The 20,316-nt window shown below is 65.2% G+C and carries 18 protein-coding genes; 5 read left to right on the top strand and 13 right to left on the bottom strand.

What is annotated here, in order from left to right; genetic code table 11:
- Positions 1-21 precede the first annotated feature (21 nt).
- The 5 genes from tal to pgl all read left to right on the top strand — a co-directional run bounded on the left by tal (position 22) and on the right by pgl (position 6,119).
- On the top strand, positions 22-1,134 hold the full coding sequence (gene tal, locus ADIAG_RS17445; RefSeq protein WP_007272753.1) for a transaldolase: 1,113 nt from the start codon (positions 22-24) through the stop codon (positions 1,132-1,134).
- A gap of 1 nt (position 1,135) precedes the next feature.
- A complete protein-coding gene (locus tag ADIAG_RS17440; RefSeq protein WP_007272752.1) occupies positions 1,136-2,764 on the top strand; it encodes a glucose-6-phosphate isomerase in 1,629 nt (542 codons plus the stop codon).
- Between the two features lie 100 nt (positions 2,765-2,864).
- Entirely contained in the window at positions 2,865-4,427 is a 1,563-nt protein-coding gene (zwf, locus tag ADIAG_RS17435) for a glucose-6-phosphate dehydrogenase (RefSeq protein WP_007272751.1), read from the top strand.
- Positions 4,424-5,365, top strand: coding sequence for a glucose-6-phosphate dehydrogenase assembly protein OpcA (locus tag ADIAG_RS17430; RefSeq protein ID WP_043475827.1), 942 nt, complete (start codon positions 4,424-4,426; stop codon positions 5,363-5,365). Before zwf ends, ADIAG_RS17430 begins: the two co-directional genes overlap by 4 nt.
- Positions 5,349-6,119 (top strand): 6-phosphogluconolactonase, encoded by a 771-nt coding sequence (pgl, locus tag ADIAG_RS17425; RefSeq protein WP_007272749.1) that lies wholly within the window; start codon positions 5,349-5,351, stop codon positions 6,117-6,119. Before ADIAG_RS17430 ends, pgl begins: the two co-directional genes overlap by 17 nt.
- Positions 6,120-6,198: 79 nt before the next feature.
- On the opposite strand, the gene secG is transcribed toward pgl, so the two are convergent.
- The 13 genes from secG to ADIAG_RS17360 form a co-directional block, all read right to left on the bottom strand.
- Positions 6,199-6,450 carry a preprotein translocase subunit SecG gene (secG, locus tag ADIAG_RS17420; RefSeq protein ID WP_007272748.1) on the bottom strand — a complete coding sequence of 84 codons (252 nt, stop codon included), beginning with the start codon at positions 6,448-6,450 and terminating at the stop codon, positions 6,199-6,201.
- Positions 6,451-6,478: 28 nt separating this feature from the next.
- Complete coding sequence (tpiA, locus tag ADIAG_RS17415; protein ID WP_007272747.1) at positions 6,479-7,294, bottom strand: triose-phosphate isomerase; 816 nt, start codon at positions 7,292-7,294, stop codon at positions 6,479-6,481.
- Positions 7,291-8,523 (bottom strand): phosphoglycerate kinase, encoded by a 1,233-nt coding sequence (locus ADIAG_RS17410; RefSeq protein ID WP_007272746.1) that lies wholly within the window; start codon positions 8,521-8,523, stop codon positions 7,291-7,293. Before ADIAG_RS17410 ends, tpiA begins: the two co-directional genes overlap by 4 nt.
- A 27-nt stretch (positions 8,524-8,550) precedes the next feature.
- Positions 8,551-9,564 (bottom strand): type I glyceraldehyde-3-phosphate dehydrogenase, encoded by a 1,014-nt coding sequence (gene gap / locus ADIAG_RS17405; RefSeq protein WP_007272745.1) that lies wholly within the window; start codon positions 9,562-9,564, stop codon positions 8,551-8,553.
- 239 nt (positions 9,565-9,803) lie between these two features.
- On the bottom strand, positions 9,804-10,433 hold the full coding sequence (locus ADIAG_RS17400; RefSeq protein ID WP_007272744.1) for a superoxide dismutase: 630 nt from the start codon (positions 10,431-10,433) through the stop codon (positions 9,804-9,806).
- Between the two features lie 92 nt (positions 10,434-10,525).
- Complete coding sequence (gene whiA / locus ADIAG_RS17395) at positions 10,526-11,506, bottom strand: DNA-binding protein WhiA (RefSeq protein ID WP_007272743.1); 981 nt, start codon at positions 11,504-11,506, stop codon at positions 10,526-10,528.
- Between the two features lie 10 nt (positions 11,507-11,516).
- The gene (locus ADIAG_RS17390) at positions 11,517-12,557 is read right to left on the bottom strand and encodes a gluconeogenesis factor YvcK family protein (RefSeq protein ID WP_007272742.1); all 1,041 of its coding nucleotides are present in this window, start codon (positions 12,555-12,557) and stop codon (positions 11,517-11,519) included.
- 6 nt (positions 12,558-12,563) lie between these two features.
- Positions 12,564-13,457 carry an RNase adapter RapZ gene (gene rapZ, locus ADIAG_RS17385; RefSeq protein ID WP_007272741.1) on the bottom strand — a complete coding sequence of 298 codons (894 nt, stop codon included), beginning with the start codon at positions 13,455-13,457 and terminating at the stop codon, positions 12,564-12,566.
- 36 nt (positions 13,458-13,493) lie between these two features.
- The gene (uvrC, locus tag ADIAG_RS17380; RefSeq protein ID WP_007272740.1) at positions 13,494-15,455 is read right to left on the bottom strand and encodes an excinuclease ABC subunit UvrC; all 1,962 of its coding nucleotides are present in this window, start codon (positions 15,453-15,455) and stop codon (positions 13,494-13,496) included.
- A gap of 12 nt (positions 15,456-15,467) precedes the next feature.
- Complete coding sequence (locus ADIAG_RS17375; protein ID WP_043475742.1) at positions 15,468-16,139, bottom strand: lysophospholipid acyltransferase family protein; 672 nt, start codon at positions 16,137-16,139, stop codon at positions 15,468-15,470.
- Positions 16,140-16,847: an HAD hydrolase-like protein gene (locus tag ADIAG_RS17370; RefSeq protein WP_007272738.1), complete on the bottom strand. Its 708-nt coding sequence runs from the start codon at positions 16,845-16,847 to the stop codon at positions 16,140-16,142. It lies immediately after the preceding gene.
- Positions 16,848-16,928: 81 nt separating this feature from the next.
- Positions 16,929-19,811: an excinuclease ABC subunit UvrA gene (gene uvrA / locus ADIAG_RS17365; protein WP_007272737.1), complete on the bottom strand. Its 2,883-nt coding sequence runs from the start codon at positions 19,809-19,811 to the stop codon at positions 16,929-16,931.
- A gap of 62 nt (positions 19,812-19,873) precedes the next feature.
- The gene (locus ADIAG_RS17360) at positions 19,874-20,257 is read right to left on the bottom strand and encodes a GntR family transcriptional regulator (RefSeq protein ID WP_007272736.1); all 384 of its coding nucleotides are present in this window, start codon (positions 20,255-20,257) and stop codon (positions 19,874-19,876) included.
- Positions 20,258-20,316 lie beyond the last annotated feature (59 nt).

Genomic DNA, 20,316 nt, shown 5'->3' with positions numbered 1-20,316 from the left:
ACTACCCAAAGGACTTTCATCGTGAGCAACAAAAACACCCAGGCCCTTTCCGATGCCGGCGTCTCGATCTGGCTTGATGACCTCTCCCGCGAACGGTTGACCTCCCGCTCGCTGGTGAAGCTGATCAACGAGAAGAACGTCGTCGGGGTCACCACCAACCCCTCGATCTTCCACGCCGCGCTGTCCAACGGGCAGTCCTACGCCTCTCAGGTCGCCGAGCTCGCCGCGGCGGGCATGGACGCCGAGGAAGCGGTCTTCAAGATCACTTCCGACGACGTCGCTGCCGCCTGCGACCTGTTCGCACCGATCTACGCCGCATCCAACGGCGCCGACGGACGGGTCTCCATCGAGGTCGATCCACGGCTGGCCCGCAATACCGCCGAGACCATCGCCGAGGCCAAGGTCCTGCATGAGTTGGTCGCCCGCGAGAACGTGCTGATCAAGATTCCTGCCACCGTCGAAGGCCTTGAGGCTATCGCCGAAACCCTGGCCGCTGGCATCTCGGTGAACGTCACCCTGATCTTCTCGCTCGAGCGCTACCGTGCGGTCATCAACGCGTTCCTCACCGGTTTGGAGGCAGCCAAGGCCAACGGCCACGACCTGACCAAGATCCACTCGGTGGCTTCCTTCTTCGTCTCCCGCGTGGACACCGAGATCGACGCGCGCCTCAACGCCATCGGCACCGAGGCCGCCCTCGCCGCCCGCGGCAAGGCAGGGGTCGCCAACGCCGCCCTGGCCTACCAGGTCTACGAGGAGTCCTTCACCTCGGAACGCTGGAACCTGTTGGCATCAGCCGGCGCCCACGCACAGCGCCCGCTGTGGGCCTCGACCGGCGTGAAGGACCCGGCCCTGCCGGACACCTTGTACGTCACCGAATTGTGCGCACCGAACACCGTGAACACCATGCCGGAGAAAACCCTCGAGGCCACCGCCGACCACGCACAAATCACCGGCGACACGGTCTCGGGCACCTACGAGGACGCCAACGCCGTGCTCGATACGCTCGCAGCCCTGGGCGTGAGCTACAACGAGGTCGTGGACAAGCTCGAGGTCGAGGGCCTTCAGAAGTTCGAGGCAGCCTGGAACGAGTTGCTCACCGACCTGGCCGCCTCACTGCAGAAGGCAGGCAAGTAACATGGGCTCCCTGGGTTTCATCGCCACCGGAGCCGCGCAAGCGGCCATCGAAGCGCATGTTCCAGCCCTGGTGGCCGATCGGGTCGCCAGCCGCATCGCGGCCAAGGATCCCAGCGTCTGGGTCGAATCAGCGCGCGCCGAGGCAGAAGTCCGCCTCGGCTGGGTGGACGCGATGACCACCTCGCTGCCCCTGGTGCCCCAGATCTTGGCCCTGCGCGATGAACTGCGCGCCGAAGGCGTGGACCGCATTGTGCTCGCCGGCATGGGCGGCTCCTCGCTGGCCCCCGAGGTCATCTGTGCCACCAACGACGTCGAATTGGTCGTCTGCGATTCCACCGACCCGGAAATGGTCGCCGGGGTGCTGACCGACAGGTTGGCGACCACCGCCCTGGTGGTCTCCTCCAAATCAGGTTCCACCGTGGAAACCGACTCGCAGCGCCGCGTCTTCGAGCAGGCGTTCAACGACGCCGGGCTTGATGCGCCATCGCGCATCATCGTGGTCACCGATCCCGGGTCCCCGATGGATGAGGCCAGCCGGAAGGCCGGCTACCGTGCGGTGTTCAACGCCGATCCGACCGTCGGCGGGCGCTACTCCGCGCTGACCGCCTTCGGACTGGTTCCCTCCGGTTTGGCCGGGGTGGACATCGAAGCGTTCCTGGCCGAGGCCGAGGCCACCATCGAGTTCCTGGCCGAGGACGACGAGGACAACATCGCCCTGGCCCTGGGTGCGGCGATCGCCGGCACTCTGCCCTTGCGCGACAAGCTCATCTTCGCCGACGAGGGCTCGGGACTGGCCGGCTTCGCCGACTGGGCCGAACAGCTCATCGCCGAATCCACCGGCAAGCAGGAAACCGGACTGCTTCCGGTCGTCGTGGAGGACGGGGCCCCGGAAACTTCCGGAGCGCCTGACTACCTGCAGGTCCGTCTGGTGGCCGACACCGGGCTGCTCACCGATGCCGATGTGGACGTGGACGCCGCCTCGGTGGCGCTCTCCGGAACCCTGGGCGCGCAGATGCTGCTCTGGGAGTACGCCACGGTCATCGCCGGACGCCTGCTGGGCATCGACCCCTTTGACCAGCCCGATGTGGAGGCCGCCAAGGTCGCCGCCCGCTCGCTGCTCGACTCCACCCCGGAGCCGGTTCAGGCACAGCTGAGCGAGGGTGCCATCGAAGTGCGGGCCTCCGCGGGCCTGCTCGAGGGCGTCGACACCCTCGCCGGTGCGCTGGCGGCATTGCTGGCCGCCCTGCCATCCAACGGGTACCTCTCGGTCCAGGCCTACCTGGACCGGCATGCCGATGGGCAGCTCGAGGCCCTGCGCCCCGTGCTCGCCGCGGCCACCGGCCGCCCGGTGACCTTCGGTTGGGGACCACGGTTCCTGCACTCCACCGGACAGTTCCACAAGGGCGGCCCCCGGGTGGGCGCCTACCTGCAGGTCAGCGCGGATTCGGCGATGGATCTTTCGATCCCGACCCGCCCGTTCACCTTCGGTGAACTGATCGCCGCGCAGGCCTCCGGAGATGCGGTGGTGCTGGCCGATCTGGGTCGCCCGGTGCTGCGCCTGCATCTGCGGGACAAGGAAGCGGGCCTGGCCCAATTGGATCAGCTCATCCGGGATCTGGCCCAGGCCTGACCCGAGAGCCGCTTCCACCCCTTCGGTGTACCGGGCGTCCACCCCGACGCCCGGTACACCTTCCACCGGTTCGACCCAACAGTTGAAGGCCCACTGCCGCATGATGCACGATTCGACCCGGCGCCCCGCGCCCGGCACCCCCAATCCCCTGCGCGACCGCCGGGACCGCCGGCTGGAGAAGATCGCCGGCCCCTCGGCCCTGGTGTTTTTCGGTATCACCGGGGACCTGGCCCGCAAGAAGCTCATGCCGGCCGTCTACGACCTGGCCAACCGCGGCCTGCTGCCGCCGAATTTCGCCGTCGTCGGCTTCGGTCGCCGGCCCTGGAGCGCCGAACAATTCGCTGACGAAGCCAAAACCTGGGTGCAGGACCACGCTCGCACCCCCTTCAACCAGACGGTCTGGGACCAGCTGGCCAGCGGCTTCAGGTTCATCTCCGGCGGCTTCGACGACGACGCGGCCTTCGTGAACCTGCGTGAGACCCTCGATGATCTGGCGGCCCGCCGCGGAACCTCGAAGAACCACGCGTTTTACCTCTCGATCCCGCCGAACTCCTTCGAAACGGTCTGCGAGCAGCTCTCCAAGCACGGGCTGGCCAACGACGACTCCCCCGATGCCGGGTGGTCACGGGTGGTCATCGAAAAACCGTTCGGCCACGACCTGGCCAGTGCCCGCGAGCTGAACGAAATCGTCGAATCGGTTTTCCCGCAGGACGCGGTCTTCCGCATCGACCACTATCTGGGCAAGGAGACGGTGCAGAACCTGCTGGCGCTACGCTTCGCCAACCAGCTCTTTGAACCGCTGTGGAACGCCAAATACGTGGACCATGTGCAGATCACCATGGCCGAGGACATCGGCATCGGCGGACGCGCCGGCTACTACGACGGGGTCGGTGCCGCACGCGACGTCATCCAGAACCACCTGTTGCAGCTGCTGGCCCTGACCGCGATGGAGGAGCCGATCAGCTTCGACGCCGAGCACCTGCGGGCCGAAAAGGAGAAGGTCCTCACCGCCGTGCGCCTGCCCGAGGACCTGGCAGCCGCCAGCGCCCGCGGCCAGTACACCTCCGGGTGGCAGGGCGGGGAGAAGGTCACCGGTTTCCTCGACGAGGAGGGCTTCAACCCGGCCTCCAAGACCGAGACCTATGCGGCGATCAAGCTGGAAATCAACACCCGTCGCTGGGCCGGAGCACCATTCTACCTGCGCGCCGGCAAACGCCTGGGCCGCCGGGTCACCGAGATCGCGGTGGTTTTCAAGCGCGCTCCCAACCTGCTGTTCACCGACCACCAGGACGACGAGTTCGGGCAGAACGCCATCGTCATCCGGGTCCAGCCCGACGAGGGCGTGACCATCCGCTTCGGATCCAAGGTCCCGGGCACACAGATGGAGGTGCGCGATGTGACCATGGACTTCGGCTACGGGCACGCGTTCACCGAGTCCTCCCCCGAGGCCTACGAACGGCTGATCCTCGACGTGCTGCTGGGCGAACCGCCCTTGTTCCCCCGGCATGAGGAGGTCGAGCAGTCCTGGCGCATCCTGGACCCGTTCGAGGAGCACTGGGCGGCACTGCCCGAGCAGCCGGAACCCTACGCCCCGGGCTCCTGGGGACCAACTGCCGCCGATGAATTGATGGCCCGCGACGGAAGGACATGGCGCCGCCCATGATTGTCGAACTGCAGGACACCACCACCTCGAAGATCTCCAAGGAACTGGTCACCATGCGCCGGGCCGGCGGCTCCGCCGCGCTCTCCCGGGTGCTGACGCTGCTGGTGATCACCAGTGCCGGATACGAGGAGGACGCGATCGCCGCGGCCTCCCTGTCCAGCCGCGAACACCCCTGCCGCATCGTGGTCGTGGTCAAGGGCGCGCTGACCGGGGAGACTCGGCTGGACGCGCAGATCCGCCTGGGCGGGGACGCCGGCGCCGCGGAGGTCATCGTGCTACGCACCTTCGGCCCCGACGCGCACGTGGATGAATCCCTGGTCTCCGGGCTGTTGCTGCCAGACGCCCCGATCGTGGCCTGGTGGCCGCACGGGGTCCCGAAGAACGCCGCCGAGACCCCGCTGGGGCGCATCGCGCACCGCCGCATCACCGATTCCGGTGCCGAGGCCGACCCGCGGGCGGCCCTGTTTGTCCTGGCGGATTCCTACCGGGCCGGGGACACCGACCTGGCCTGGACCCGGCTCACGCTCTGGCGTGCGCAACTGGCCTCGGTGCTGGACCAGCTCGATCCGGCCGGCCTGCGCGCTGTCACCGTCACCGGTGCGGTGGATTCGCCCTCCACGGTGCTGCTGGCCGCATGGTTGCGACTGTGCCTGAAGATCCCCGTCACCCTGGCCTCCTCCCCGGAGGGCACCGGGGTGCGTTCGGTACGTTTTTCCCGTGACGAAGGAGACGTCGAGCTGTCCCGCCCCAGCGGGGACGTCGCCGAGCTGTACCAGCCGGGCCAGAAGGCCCAGCGGATTTCATTGCCGCAGCGCCCCGTGTCCGATTGCCTGTCCGAGGAGATGCGCCGGCTCGACCCGGACGAAGTCTTCGGCGAGGTCGTGCGCGAGGGCCTGAAACTCACCAACCTCAGGAGCATCCGTGCCAGCCAACGCTAAACGCCACCTTGTGATCCACCCCGACCTTCCGGCCACAGCCGCGGCCATCGCCGCCCGGCTGCTCACCGCGGTGCTCGACGCGCAGGCAGCACGCGGCGAAGCGACCATCGTGCTTACCGGCGGCACCCTGGGTATCGCTTCGCTCAAGGCCGTGGCCGACTCCCCCGCAGTGGGCGCCGTGGACTGGTCACGAGTCAACATCTACTGGGGCGACGAGCGCTTTGTCGCCGCCGACTCCGCTGACCGCAACGCGGTGGCCGCCGAGGTGCTGTTGGGCGTGCTCGATGCCCATGGGCTGGATCGCGGCCGCGTGCACCCGATGGGCTCGGCCGACGGCTTCGCCACCCCCGAGGATGCGGCAGCCGCCTATGCCCAGGTCTTGGTCGACGAAGCGGATGCCGAGGGCACCGAGGGCGCACTGCCGATCTTCGACGTGCTGATGTTGGGCATGGGCCCCGATTCACACGTGGCCTCTCTCTTCCCCGACCATGCTGGCGCCGCAACCACCGGGGCCACGGTCATCGGTGTGCATGACTCTCCGAAGCCACCGCCGTTGCGCGTGTCGTTGAGCTTCGAGGCCATCAACACCGCACGCGCTCTGTGGCTAGTGGTCGCCGGGGCCGACAAGGCACCTGCAGCCGGGATCGTGCTGGGCGCCGACCCCGTCACCCGCGAACGCGTCCCGGCATCAGGAGTCTCGGGAACCGGTGGCACCTGGTGGCTTATGGATGCCGCCGCCGCGGAATTGATCTAAGGTTCCCCGACGCCTCACCGGGATATCAAAGCGCGGCCCGTCCCTTTTCAGGGACGGGCCGCGCTTTTGCGTCTCTAGGCTAGGACTCGATGCTGAAGCGCATGACCAGGCCCAGACCGATGATGACCGCTGCCCAGATGAGGCCCAGCACGACGGTCACACGGTTGAGGTTGCGCTCGGCAACACCCGAGGAGCCCAGCGAGGTGGTCATGCCACCGCCGAACATGTCGGACATGCCTCCGCCGCGACCCTTGTGCAGCAGGATCAGCATCGTGAGCAACAGGCTCGTGATGCCCAGCAAAATCTGCAGTACCAACTTGATGACGTCCACTATTGCCCTTCAATCTGCTCAATGGCGATTAGTCGGTCACCAAATGGTGCTCGAACCTAACAATGTTAGCAAATTCCGCCGCGTCCAACGAAGCCCCGCCCACCAACACGCCGTCAACGTCGCGCTGGGCCAGGATAGAGGCAGCATTTGCGGCCTTCACCGAGCCACCGTACAGGATCCGGACCTTGGCCGCAGTCTCGTCACCGAAGAGCTGAGCCAGCTCGGTGCGGATGGCCGCACAGAGTTCCTGAGCATCCTCGGGACCGGCGACTTCACCGGTGCCGATGGCCCAGACCGGCTCATAGGCCACGACCAACGTCGCCGCCTGCTCGGCGGTGATTCCCTCCAGGGAGCCGCGAAGCTGCTCGAGGGTGTATTCCACGTGGGTGCCGGCCTGGCGGATTTCCAGGCCTTCGCCGACGCAGAGCACCGGGGTGATCGAGTGGCGGAACGCCGCGGCAACCTTGGTGGCCAGCAGCGCATCGGACTCATGATGCAGGGCACGGCGTTCGCTGTGGCCTACCAGCACGTAGCTGCAGCCCAGGCGGGAGAGGAACTGCCCGGAAATTTCTCCGGTGTACGCCCCCGAGTCCTGGGCGGAGAGGTCCTGGGCACCGTAGTGCACCGGCAGGTCATCTCCCATGGTCAGCGTCTGCACGCCGCGCAGGTCGGTGAACGGTGGGAAGACCGCGACCTCGACCCGGGAAAAGTCATGCTCCGCGTCGGCCAGCGTCCAGGCCAGCTTCTGCAGCAGCGTGATGCCCTGGACGTGGTCCATGTTCATCTTCCAGTTGCCGGCAATCAGCGGCTTCCTGTCGAATTTCCCATTCGTGGATGTGGTCACTTGCGTGCCTCCAAGGCAGTCAGGCCGGGCAGTTCCTTGCCCTCGAGGTATTCGAGAGAGGCACCGCCGCCGGTGGAAATATGTCCAAATTCGTCGTCATGGAAGCCCAGTGTGCGCACCGCGGCGGCGGAGTCGCCACCGCCGACGACGCTGAACGCCTCGGACTCGGCCAGAGCCCCGGCAACAGCACGGGTTCCCTCGGCAAACGCCGGGATCTCGAAGACGCCCATCGGGCCGTTCCAGAACACGGTATTGGCGCTGCGGATGTAGCTGGCGAACTTCTCCCCGGAGTCCGGGCCGATGTCCAGGCCCAGGCCGGTGGCACCGAACGAGCCACCTTCAATGTCGCTGGCGGTGCGCACCTCGTGCTCGGCGTCGGCCCCGAACTTGGAGGCAACCACCACGTCGGTGGGCAGCACGATGTCGCAGCCCAGTTCCTTGGCGCGCTTCAGGTAGCCGCGGCAGGTCTCGAGCTGGTCAACTTCCAGCAGTGAGCCGCCAACTTCGTGGCCCTGGGCCTTGAGGAAGGTGAAGGCCATGCCGCCGCCGATCAGCAGGTGGTCGGCGCGGCCCAGCAGGTTGTCGATGACGGCCAGCTTGTCCGAGACCTTCGAACCGCCCAGCACCACCACGTAGGGTCGCTTGGGAGCCTCGGTGAGGGTCTTGAGGACCCGCATCTCGGTGGCGACCAGGTCGCCCTGGTAGGCCGGAAGCAGTGCGGCGATGTCGAACACGGAGGCGTGCTTGCGGTGTACGGCGCCGAAGGCATCGTTCACGTAGGCGCCGTTCTGCCCGGTCAACGCGGCCAGTTCGGCGGCGAATGCGGCACGTTCGGCGTCGTCTTTGGAGGTCTCTCGTGCGTCGAAACGCACGTTTTCCAAGATCAGCACGGCGCCGTCGGTGAGTTCGGCGGCCAACGCAACGGCCGAGGGCCCGGTGACGTCAGAGGCCGTGCGCACATCGAGTCCGGAGAGCTCGGCGAGGCGGGTTGCCGCCGGGGAGATGGAGTATTGGGGGTCGGGCTCGCCCTGGGGGCGGCCGAGGTGAGCCATGACAATGACGCGGGCGCCGGCATCGGCCAGCTTCTGCACCACGGGAATGGAGGCGCGTATACGCCCATCGTCGGTGACGGTGAAGCCATCAAGCGGCACGTTCAGGTCGCTGCGGACCAGAACGTGCCGCCCAAGGACACCATCGGCGATCAGTTCGTCGAGAGTGTGGAAAGTCATGTGTCTAGGCTATCGGAGTCCGAGGGACTATCCGAGCCGGACGCCGACGTATTCGGTCAGGTCAACGAGGCGGGTGGAGTAAGCCCATTCGTTGTCGTACCAGGCCACAACCTTCGCGGTGGTGCCAATGACGGAGGTGAGGCCTGCGTCGAAGACCGCGGAGTGCGGATCGTGGACGATGTCGGTGGACACCAACGGATCCTCGGAGTACTTCAGGAAGCCCTTGAGCGGGCCCTCTTCGGCAGCCTTCTTGAATGCCGCGTTGATCTCCTCGACGGAGGCCTCGCGGGCCAGGTTCACGGTCAGGTCGGTGGCGGATCCGGTGGGAACCGGCACGCGCATGGCGTAGCCGTTGAGCTTGCCCTTGAGCTCCGGGAGGACCAGGCCAATAGCCTTGGCAGCACCGGTGGAGGTCGGGATCATGTTCAGTGCTGCGGCGCGGGCACGGCGCGGGTCCTTCTTGTGCGGGGAATCCTGCAGGTGCTGGTCGGCGGTGTACGCGTGGATGGTGGTCATCAAGCCGTCAACGATGCCGAACTGGTCGTTGAGGACCTTGGCGACCGGGCCCAAGCAGTTGGTGGTGCAGGAGGCGTTGGAAATGATGTGGTGCTTGTTGGCCTCGTACTTCTCGTGGTTGACACCCATGACGATGGTGATGTCTTCCTTGGAGGCGGGGGCGGAGATGATGACCTTCTTGGCGCCGGCCTGCAGGTGCTTCTCGGCGTCTGCTGCCTTGGTGAACAGTCCGGTGGATTCGATGACAACGTCCACACCCAATTCGCCCCAGCCGAGGTGGGCGGGATCCTTCTGCGAGAGGACCTTGATGCGCTTTTCACCGATGACGATGTAGGCGCCGTCAACGCTTACGTCTTCGGCCAGTCGGCCCATGATCGAGTCGTACTTGACCAGCATGGCCAAATCGTTGATTGATCCGAGGTCGTTTACTGCTACAACTTCGATGTCTGCGCCGTTTTCCAGGGCTGCTCGCAGGAAGTTGCGTCCGATGCGTCCGAAACCGTTAATGCCAACACGGGTAGTCACGTGTATTTCTCCTTGACAGAGTGGTGTTGCCACTGCCGCGAAGAAAGGGCCCCGAGATTGGGACACAGAAACGGAGTGGCTTGGAAAAGATTGGACACTCCGTTGTGTCGTCAGCTGGATTGCTGACCGGTAATTGTGTGTCTTGCGGTTGAACCGCAAGACACACAACACACGATGTTTTCATTCTACGCCACTTGGGCGTCGAATGTGAGGAGGCTTACGCCACCATTTCGGGTGTGTTACTTGCCCGGGACGATCAACTGCGCCGCACCAGCACGGGCAGCCTCGAAGCGAGCCGACACATCAGCCCAGTTCACGATGTTCCAGAAAGCCTTCACGTAATCGGCCTTAACATTCACGTAATCCAGGTAGAAAGCGTGCTCCCACATGTCCAGCATCAACAACGGAGTCGTTGCCACCGGCACGTTGCCCTGCTGATCGTAAAGCTGCTCGATGACCAACTGGGAACCCAGACCCTCGAAGCCGAGCAACGCCCAGCCCGAACCCTGCAAGCTCATCGCTGCAGCGGTGAAGTGCGCACGGAAAGCGTCGAACGAACCAAACGCATCATCAATCGCGGCAGCCAATTCACCCTCTGGCTTGTCTCCACCTTCCGGCGACAGGTTGTTCCAGAAGATCGAGTGGTTGGTGTGACCACCCAGGTGGAACGCCAGATCCTTGGAAAGCTTCGGCACATTGCCGAACTCGCCCTTCTCGCGGGCCTCCGCCAACTGCTCCAACGCCGAATTCGCGCCAGCAACATACGTGGCGTGGTGCTTGGAGTGGTGCAACTCCATGATCCGCGCCGAAATGTGCGGCTCCAGGGCCGCGTAATCGTACTGCAGCTCAGGCAAGGTATAAATAGCCAAAATGACTCCTCATTCTCGTGGGCATCTGTGAGTGGATGCCCTCTTCTTCGTTACTGCATCTCCGCCAATGCGCGGAAAAACTTGGGGTGTGCTCAGTTTTCGAGCACATCTAGTGGAACGCTTTCCTCGGTGCCAGGTATTCCCAGCTCAGAGGCACGTTTGTCGGCCATGGCCAGCAAACGGCGGATCCGACCGGCGATCGCATCCTTGGTCATCGGCGGTTCGGCCATGCGGCCGAGCTCGTCCAGGGACGCTTGTTTGTGCGCCACGCGCAGCTCGCCGGCGTACTTAAGGTGCTCGGGGACCTCTTCGCCCAGGATTTCTAGGGCGCGTTCCACGCGGGCACCTGCGGCAACGGCAGCCTGGGCCGAACGGCGCAGGTTCGCGTCGTCGAAGTTCGCCAGGCGGTTGGCAGTGGCCCGTACTTCCTTGCGCATCCTGCGCTCTTCCCAGACCATCAGTGCGTCGTGGGCGCCCATGCGGGTGAGCAGTTGTGCGATGGCCTCGCCGTCGCGGATGACCACACGGTCCACGCCGCGGACTTCGCGGGCCTTGGCCACCAGTCCCAGGCGCCGGGCGGCGCCAACCAGTGCGAGCGCCGATTCGGGGCCGGGGCAGGTGATTTCCAAGGCGGAGGACCGCCCGGGCTCGGTCAGCGAGCCGTGGGAGAGGAAAGCCCCGCGCCACACGGCCTCGGCATCGGCGGTGGAGCCGTTGACGATGACCGAGGGCAGCCCGCGGACCGGTCGTCCGCGCCCGTCAAGCAGGCCCGTCTGTCGGGCCAGCGCTTCGCCGTCTCGAACCACGCGGACCACGTAGCGGTTGCCGCGGCGCAATCCTCCACCGGAAACCACCACGATCTCGGAGGCGTGGCCGTAGACCTCGGCGATGGCGGCGCGGAGCCGCCGGGCGGTGGAGGCGAGATCTACCTCTGCCTCGATGACAATGCGTCCGGAGATGATGTGTAGGCCGCCGCAAAAGCGCAGCATGGTCGAAACTTCTGCCTTGCGCTCGGAGGACCTACGGATTTCAAGCCGGGACAGCTCGTCCTTGACGGAAGCCGTCAGTGCCATGGATTGTTTCCTAACTGCTGGGCTCGTCTGTGCTGAACGTGGTGAAGACGTCGTGGTATGCGGCGGCAAGTCTCAAGGGGTCGTGGACTGCTCGTCCGGCACCAACCCCTACTTTACCGAAAAAGGTGCGGGCGCCTAGCCGGGCGGCCGCGTGGGTGAATGCTTCATGGTCCGCGATCGTCGTCGGATCAGCCAAAACCGCATCCAATCGCAGGTCCGGTGCGTAGCGTGCGATGACCTCGAGGTGCGCAGCCGCGTCCATCCCGCCGGTCTCGGCGGTGTCCGTGGACAGGTTCATGGTCAGCAGCCGGCGGGCCGGCGTTTGCTGGAGTCCCTCGCGCATTTCGGGCAGCAACAGGTGCGGGAGCACGGAGGTGTACCAGGAGCCGGGGCCCAGCACGACCCAGTCGGCCAATTCGATGGCGTCCAAGGCCTCGGTGCAGGCCGTAGCGTCGGCCGGTTCCAGGCGCACGTTGGAGACCAGTGCACTCTCCCCCGCCTCGGCGAGCTTCGCCTGGCCCCAAATGCGGCGGCGGACCAACCCGGTGCTGGGATCTTCCTGGAGCACATCTCCGGTGATGGTCAGCGGAGTGATGCTCATGGGCAGCACCTGGCCGCGGGCGCCCAGCAGGGCACCTGCCCAGCGCAAGCCCGCGACGGGATCCTTGAGCAGCTCCCAGAGGGCGACGATCAGCAGGTTGCCCACCGCATGCTGGTCCAAGGCGGCGCTGGAACCGGGTTTCGAGGTGAACCGGTGCTGCATCACATCGCGCCAGGTCCTCCCCCAATCGGTGTCGTCACAGAGCGCTGCCAGGGCCATGCGCAGGTCTCCGGGGGGCAGCACGTCGAGTTCCGCGCGCAGTCGTCCCGAGGAGCCACCGTCGTCGGCCACCGTGACAATCGCCGTCAGGTCGGTCGTAAGCCGCCGCAGCGCCGAGAGCGAGGCGGATAACCCATGGCCGCCGCCGAGGGCAACGACGCGCACCGAGGAGCTGTCGTCGGCCGCTCGTGAGGGAGGCTGGATGGGGATGGGGCCGGTGAAGAAGGCCATCGGGGACTACTCGCGTCCCAAATCGCGGTGGGAAACATTCACGCGCACGCTGGGCAGCTGCGCCAGCCTGCGGCCGATCTCCTCGGCCGTGGCCACGGAGCGGTGCTTGCCGCCGGTGCAACCGATGGCAATGGTGGCGTAGTGCTTATTTTCGCGGCGGTAGCCTTCGAACACCGGCTCCAAGGCGGAGATGTAACGTTCGATGAACTCGGCAGCGCCCTTGGCAGCGAGCACGTAGTCGGAGACCTGTTGGTCCTTACCGGTGTGCGGGCGCAGCTCCGGGACCCAGTGCGGGTTGGGGATGAAGCGGACGTCTGCAACGTAGTTGGCGTCGGTGGGGACCCCGTATTTGAATCCGAAGCTCATCACGGTCAAGCGCAGCACGATCGGACCGGACTCGGAGAATAGTTCGGTGATGGTGCGGGCCAGGTCGTGCACCGACATCTCGGTGGTGTCCACGACGATTTCCGCGGATTCCTTCAGCTCATGGAGCACATCGCGTTCGCGGTTGATGCCGTCGCTGATCCGGTCGTCTTCCTGCAACGGGTGTGGCCTGCGGCCCTGTTCGAAGCGGCGCACCAAAAGATCGTCGGCGGCGTCCAGGAAGAGCACCCGGTAGGCGATTCCGGCGCTAGTCAGCGCGTGTAGGTTCTCGCGCAGCTGCGGGAAGAGCGATTTGGAGCGCACGTCCATGACCACTGCAAGCTTCGGGATCGATCCGCCGGAGTGGGCGACGATCTCGGTGAGCATGCCCAGCAGTGTGGGGGGAAGGTTTTCTACCACGTACCAGCCGTGGTCTTCCAGGGCATGGGCGGCGGTGGTGCGTCCGGCGCCCGACATGCCGGTAATCACTAGCAGTTCGGACTCTGGTGGTTTCACGGGGGCAAGCTCGGAAGTCATGTTCCCTAGCCTAGTCGCCCGGAGCCAACCTCCGGGTCAGTCCAGCACTTCGCCGGTGGTCATGTTCACTGCTGGCGCACCTGAACCGCTGGCTGCCAGTGCCGTGGCGAGGTTCTGGGCCAGTGCCGGGCCGATCCCCGGGACGGCTAAGAGCTCCTCGGTGCTGGCCGCGCGCATCTTCTTGACCGACCCGAAATGCTTGTGCAGCGCCTCACGCTTGGCCGGACCCAATCCGGGGACCGAATCGAGCACCGAGAGCGTCATCGAAGCGGAGCGTTTCTTGCGGTGGAAGGTGATGGCAAAACGGTGGGCCTCGTCGCGGACCCGTTGGACCAGGTACAGCGCGTGGGAGGCTCGCGGCAGGATCACCGGGAACTCGTCGTCCGGCAGCCAGAGCTCCTCCAGCCGCTTGGCGAGCCCGACCACATAGATGTCGTCGATGCCCAGATCCGCCAGCGCACGGCTGGCGGCGGCGACCTGCGGCGGGCCGCCGTCGACGATCACCAGCGAGGGTGGGTAGGCGAAACGACGGGCAGGCGCCTTGGCCGCGGCGTCGGAGATATCGATCTCCCCGGAGACCATCGGGACCATGTTCTCCGATTCCTCCAGGTAGTTCTTGAAGCGGCGGGAGATCACGTCGTACATCGAGGCGGTGTCATCGCGTGCGGCGTCCCCGGTGATGGAGAACTTGCGGTAGTCGGATTTCTTGGGCAGCCCGTCCTCGAACACCACCATGGATGCGACCACGTTGGTGCCCTGGGTGTGCGAGGCGTCGTAACATTCGATGCGCAGCAGCGGGGAGGGCAGCCCGAGGGACTCCTGCAGCTCCAGCAGCGAGGCCGAACGCGTGGTCAGGTCCCCGGCACGGCGTGACTTGTGCAGGCGCAGCGATTGTTCGGCGTTTTCCCGCACCGTCTCGGCCAGCGTGGCCTTGTCCCCGCGCATGGCCACGCGCAGCGAAACCGCCGAACCGCGGCGCTCGTGCAGCCAGGCGGTGACATCTGCGGTGTTCTCGGGGAGCACCGGGACCAGCACCTCGCGCGGGATCCTATCGTCCCCGGCCGCCTCACCGTAGACCTGGGTGAGCAGGTGCTCGATGAATTGCTCGGGGGTGGAATCCTCGACCTTTTCCACGACCCAGCCGCGCTGGCCGCGGATGCGCCCATTGCGCACGTGGAAGACCTGCACGGCAGCCTCGAGTTCATCCTCGTGCACGGCGAAGATATCCGCCTCGGTGTTTTCGGCCAATACCACCGCATTGCGCTCGAAGACCCGACGCAGCGCGGCGATGTCATCGCGGTAGCGGGCCGCCTGCTCGTATTCGAGGGTGGAGACCGATTCGGCCATCTTCCCTTCGAGTTCCTTGATGAACTTGGTGCTTTCCCCGCCCATGAATTGGCACAGGTCCATGGCCAGTTTTTTGTGGTCTTCCGGGCTGATCCGTCCCACGCACGGGGCCGCGCATTTGTCGATGTAGCCCAGCAGGCAGGGCCGGCCGGAGGATTGGGCGCGGTTGAACACCCCGGCCGAGCAGCTGCGCACCGGGAAGACGCGCAGCAAGGTGTCGAGGGTTTCGCGGATGGCTTTGGCCGGATAGAACGGGCCGAAGTATTTGGTGCCCTTGCGCTTGTCCCCGCGCATCACCTGGGCCCGTGGGTACTTCTCCCCCAGGGTCACCGCGAGGTACGGGTAGGACTTGTCGTCGCGAAAGACGATGTTGAAGCGCGGGTTGTACTCCTTGATCCAGGTGTACTCCAACTGCAGGGCCTCGAGTTCGGAGCCCACGACCGTCCACTCCACCGACACGGCGGTATGCACCATGGCATGGGTTTTGGGGGTCAGTCCCGCGGGGTTGGCGAAGTAGGAATTTAGCCGCTGGCGCAGCACCTTGGCCTTGCCGACATAGATGACCCGCCCGACTTCATCGCGGAACCTATAGACCCCCGGATTGACCGGGATGTCCCCGCTCGCAGGGCGGTAGCTCTTCGGATCTGCCACTTCGTGCTCCGTCTACTCTTCGATGGCCGGTGACTGGTTGTACGCGTTCACGCGTTCCTGCCCGGTCAGCTCCGCGATGGCGTCGACGATCGTGTCGGTGGCGGCGCGGCGCTGCGGCAACGGGTGTTTGCGCCCCAGATGTTCAAATTGCAGCGGTTTACCGAAGGCCAGGGTGAAGTGGTGCGGTTTGATCGCGTTCCGCCCGGCCGGCTGCAGATTTTCGGTGCCCACCAGTCCCACCGGGACTACCGGTGCCCCGGTGGAGAGGGCCAGCCAGCCCACTCCGGTACGCCCGCGGTAGAGCTTGCCATCGCGTGAGCGGGTGCCCTCGGGATAGATGCCAATGCCGCCCTTTGCTTCCAAGATGTCCACCAGGGATTCCAGTGCCGCGACAGAAGCTGCCTGTTCCCCGCGTTGGACGGGGATGGATCCGACGGATTCGAAGAAGGTCTTCATCGCCTTCCCCTTGAGCCCGGGGGTGGTGAAGTACTCGGCCTTGGCGAAGAAGGCCACGTCGCGGGGCGTCAGCGCCTGGATGATGATCGAATCCAGGAAGGAGAGGTGGTTGGAGGCGATGATGACCGGCCCCGTGCGCGGCACGTTTTCCAACCCGGTGACGGTGGGGCGGCACATCCCTTTTAACAGCCCGCGGATCGAGGAGCGTGTCATGGTGTACAGACTCATTTAGGCGTCGGCCCCCATCAAAATGGCAGCGGGCAGGGATTCTTCGGCCGTTTCGCCCAGCAGCAGCCCGGCAAGTTCGGGCACATCTGCGGCGTGTGCCCCGGCCCCGGCGGCCGCCAGTTCGCCTTCCTCGGCGAAGCCCCAGCCGACGCCGATGGAGCCCATGTTGTTCTCGTGCGCGGCTTCGATGTCGTAGAGCCGGTCGCCGACCATGACACAACGTGCCGGGTCCAGGGAGTGTTCGCGGATGGCTTCGGCCAGAATATGGGTTTTGGACGAGGACTGTCCGTCGCCCTCGTCCTCGTTTCCGAAGACTCCGTCCACTAGGGGCGTGAGGCCCTGGACCTCGAGCAGCGCCCGAGCGATAGGCGTGGGCTTGGCCGTGGCAACCAACACCGCGGTGCCGACCTCGCGCAGCGCCTTAAGAAGTGCAGCCACACCGGGGTAGGGGCGGGAGGCCGCCATTCCCGATTGCGCATATTCTGCCCGATAGGAAGCGATCAAGGTATCGATGATCCCGGGGGTCACCCCGTCGATCGTTGCCAGCCCGATGGCGAGCGGGGGCCCAATGAGGGAGCGGAGTTTTTCCTCCCCGGGGTCGGCGATCTGTGCGCTGAGCAGCGCATGTCGGATACCCGAGGTTATGGCCCCGGCAGGATCCACGAGGGTTCCATCGAGGTCAAGAAGCACGGCGGAGGGAGCAATCATCACTGTCGTATTCTCGCATGGACTGGGGACTTGTGCCGTACATGCATGCCGCTGCCGGCATGCATGTACGGTGTTGGGCGTCTAGCTCAGCACCGGGGCGAGGAACTTTCCGGTGTAGCTGCCGGGCACCTTGGCAACTTGTTCGGGGGTACCGACGGCGATGATCTCGCCGCCGCCGGAGCCGCCCTCGGGGCCCATGTCGATGACCCAGTCCGCGGACTTGATCACGTCGAGGTTGTGCTCGATGGTGATCACGGTGTTGCCCTTGTCCACAAGTCCCTGCAGGACCAGCAGGAGCTTGCGGATGTCTTCGAAGTGCAAGCCGGTGGTGGGTTCGTCGAGCACGTAGACGGAGCGGCCGTTGGAGCGTTTCTGCAGTTCCGCGGCCAGCTTCACGCGTTGCGCCTCTCCGCCGGAGAGCGTGGTGGAGGCCTGACCCAGTCGGACGTAGCCCAGTCCTACATCCACCAGCGTGCGCAGGTGGCGGGCGATCGGGGTGAACGCGGCAAAGAATTCCGCGCCCTCCTCGATGGGCATGTTCAGCACATCGGCGATGGATTTGCCTTTGTACTGGACCTCCAGGGTCTCGCGGTTGTACCGCGCACCATGGCAAACCTCACACGGAACGTAGACGTCGGGCAGGAAGTTCATTTCGATCTTCAGCGTGCCGTCGCCCGAGCAGGATTCGCAGCGCCCGCCCTTGACGTTGAAGGAGAAACGTCCCGGCAGGTAGCCCCGGACCTTGGCTTCGTTGGTCTCTGCGAAGAGCTTGCGCACGTGGTCGAAGACCCCAGTGTAGGTCGCTGGGTTGGAGCGCGGGGTGCGGCCAATGGGCGACTGGTCCACGTGGATGACCTTGTCCAGGTGTTCGAGCCCCTCGACGCGCGTGTGGCGTCCGGGGACCTGCTTGGCACCGTTGAGTCTGTTGGCCAGCACCTTGTAGAGCACGTCGTTGACTAATGTCGATTTGCCCGAACCGGAGACTCCCGTGATTGCGGTCAGCACGCCCAGCGGGAAGCGCGCGGTGACATCCGCGAGGTTGTTCTCGCGGGCACCGATGACCTTGACTTCGCGCTTCTTGTCGATTTTGCGGCGTTTGGCAGGCACCTCGATCCTCCTGCGTCCGGAGAGGTAGTCGCCGGTGATGGATCGGGTGTTGGCTTTCAGTCCTTCCAGGGAGCCGGAGTGCACGACCTCGCCGCCGTGTTCGCCGGCGCCGGGGCCGATGTCCACGATCCAGTCGGCCTCGGCAATGGTGTCCTCGTCATGTTCGACGACGATCAGCGTGTTGCCCAGGGAGCGCAGCCGGGTCAGGGTCTCGATGAGCCGGCGATTGTCGCGCTGGTGCAGGCCGATCGAGGGCTCGTCAAGCACGTAGAGCACCCCGACCAGGCCGGAGCCGATCTGCGTGGCCAGACGGATGCGTTGGGCCTCGCCGCCGGAGAGCGAGCCTGCCGGACGTTCCAGGTTCAGGTATTCCAGTCCGACGTCCAGCAGGAAGCGCAGGCGTGCCTGAATTTCCTTAAGTACCTGGTTGGCGATCTGCGCCTCGCGGCCGGTGAGAACCAGGTTCTCCAGGAAAGCGGAGCATTCACGCATCGGCATGGCGGAGACAGCTGCAATGGATTTTCCGTTGATCAGCACCGAGAGTGAAGCGGAGTTCAGCCGTGCGCCGCCGCACTCCGGGCAGGGGATTTGCCGCATGTACTCTTCGTACCTGTCGCGGGCGTGGTCGGATTCGGTTTCCAGGTGCTTGCGGTGGATGTACTGCACCACGCCCTCGAAACCGGTGGAGTACTTGCGCTCGCGGCCGAAGCGGTTCTTGTACTGCACCACGACCTTGTGGTCTTTGCCATGCAGGATCGCCTGGCGGGCCACGGCGGGCAGCTTGGCCCAGGGGGTCTCAAGTGTGAACCCGAGTTCATCCCCCAGTCCCCCGAGCAACCTGTTCCAGTATTCAGAGGTGGCTACGCCAAGGGACCACGGTGCGATGGCGCCCTGTCCCAGCGGCATGTCCACGTCGGGGATGATCAGGTCCTCGTCGACCTCAAGTCGGGTGCCGATGCCACTGCAGGCGGGGCAGGCGCCGAAGGGGTTGTTGAAAGAGAAAGACCGCGGTTCGATTTCATCGATGGCCAGAGGGTGTTCATTCGGGCAAGACAGGTGCTCGGAGAACGCCCGGACACGTCCGTCGTCTTCCGGGTCGAGGTCCACGAAGTCGATCAGCACCCGCCCCTCGGCCAGATTCAACGCCGTCTCGATGGAATCGGTGAGGCGTTGGCGCACGGTGTCGTTGATGGCCAGGCGGTCCACGACGACCTCGATGGTGTGCTTGAACTGTTTGCCTAGCTTCGGCGGATCGCTGAGCTGGATCGTTTCGCCGTCGACGCGGGCACGGGAGTAGCCTTTGGCTCCCAGTTCCTTGAACAGGTCAACGAATTCGCCCTTGCGGCCGCGCACGACCGGGGCCAGGACCTGGAATCGGGTTTTGGGGGCGAGTTCAAGGAGTTGGTCCACGATCTGCTGTGGGGTCTGTTTGACGACAGCCTCGCCGCAGACCGGGCAGAAGGGTCGGCCGACGCGGGCCCAAAGCAGGCGCATGTAGTCGTAGATCTCGGTGATCGTACCCACCGTGGAGCGGGGGTTTTTCGAGGTCGACTTCTGGTCGATCGACACCGCCGGCGAGAGCCCCTCAATGAAGTCGACATCGGGTTTGTCGACCTGGCCCAGGAACTGGCGGGCATAAGCGGAGAGGGATTCGACGTAGCGTCGTTGCCCCTCGGCAAAGATCGTATCGAAGGCCAGCGACGATTTTCCGGAGCCGGACAGGCCGGTGAACACGATCATCGCGTCACGGGGCAGATCAAGGTCGACGTTGCGCAGGTTGTGCTCGCGCGCGCCCTTGACCACCAAACGGGTCAGATCGTGCGGACGGGGGGTTTCAAGGGAGCGAGAAGTAGCCACCAGAACATGCTAATCGAAAACTGGTTCGAATGGTGCGTAGTTGTGAGCAACAAGACCCGGCCCTAGCCAACTTGTGAACTGAATGCCGCTTTCAGGTAACCGACTGCGGCTTTTTCGGAGATTCCCCACCGTGTCGCGACCGCGGCAAGCTCGGACGCTGCATCTGCGACGGCTACAGAGCCTTCGTCCCCGGTGGCCTGGACGATGGTTCCGTGGCGGCCCCGGGTCACGACGACGCCGTTGGCTTCCAGTTCCTTGTATACCTTGGCCGCGGTGTTGACGGCGAGTCCCAACTGGTCGGCGAGCGCTCGGACTGAGGGCAGCTTGGTTCCTGCTTTGAGCCGCCCCTTGGAAATGGCCTCAAGGATCTGTTGTCTGACCTGCTGGTAGGGAGCGGTCTTGCCGGTGCTATCGAGGGAAATGAATGACAGTGGGTTGCTGTCCAATGTGTGCCGTCCTTCGTGGGTACTCGGTGCAGAGCCAATGTTTTAGCCTAGCGCGTGCA

Source organism: Paeniglutamicibacter gangotriensis Lz1y, assembly GCF_000348945.1.
Taxonomy (GTDB): domain Bacteria; phylum Actinomycetota; class Actinomycetes; order Actinomycetales; family Micrococcaceae; genus Paeniglutamicibacter; species Paeniglutamicibacter gangotriensis.
The sequence above is the reverse complement of the archived record's forward strand: the minus strand, read 5'-3'. Positions and strand labels throughout refer to the sequence as shown.

What these genes read in the sequence shown, in the direction of transcription:
- ADIAG_RS17440 (WP_007272752.1), top strand. Translation starts at nt 1,136, where the DNA reads ATGGGCTCCCTGGGTTTCATCGCCACCGGAGCCGCGCAAGCGGCCATC.
- zwf (WP_007272751.1), top strand. Translation starts at nt 2,865, where the DNA reads ATGATGCACGATTCGACCCGGCGCCCCGCGCCCGGCACCCCCAATCCC.
- ADIAG_RS17430 (WP_043475827.1), top strand. Translation starts at nt 4,424, where the DNA reads ATGATTGTCGAACTGCAGGACACCACCACCTCGAAGATCTCCAAGGAA.
- ADIAG_RS17410 (WP_007272746.1), bottom strand. Translation starts at nt 8,523, where the DNA reads ATGACTTTCCACACTCTCGACGAACTGATCGCCGATGGTGTCCTTGGG.
- whiA (WP_007272743.1), bottom strand. Translation starts at nt 11,506, where the DNA reads ATGGCACTGACGGCTTCCGTCAAGGACGAGCTGTCCCGGCTTGAAATC.
- ADIAG_RS17390 (WP_007272742.1), bottom strand. Translation starts at nt 12,557, where the DNA reads ATGGCCTTCTTCACCGGCCCCATCCCCATCCAGCCTCCCTCACGAGCG.
- rapZ (WP_007272741.1), bottom strand. Translation starts at nt 13,457, where the DNA reads ATGACTTCCGAGCTTGCCCCCGTGAAACCACCAGAGTCCGAACTGCTA.
- ADIAG_RS17375 (WP_043475742.1), bottom strand. Translation starts at nt 16,139, where the DNA reads ATGAGTCTGTACACCATGACACGCTCCTCGATCCGCGGGCTGTTAAAA.
- ADIAG_RS17370 (WP_007272738.1), bottom strand. Translation starts at nt 16,847, where the DNA reads ATGATTGCTCCCTCCGCCGTGCTTCTTGACCTCGATGGAACCCTCGTG.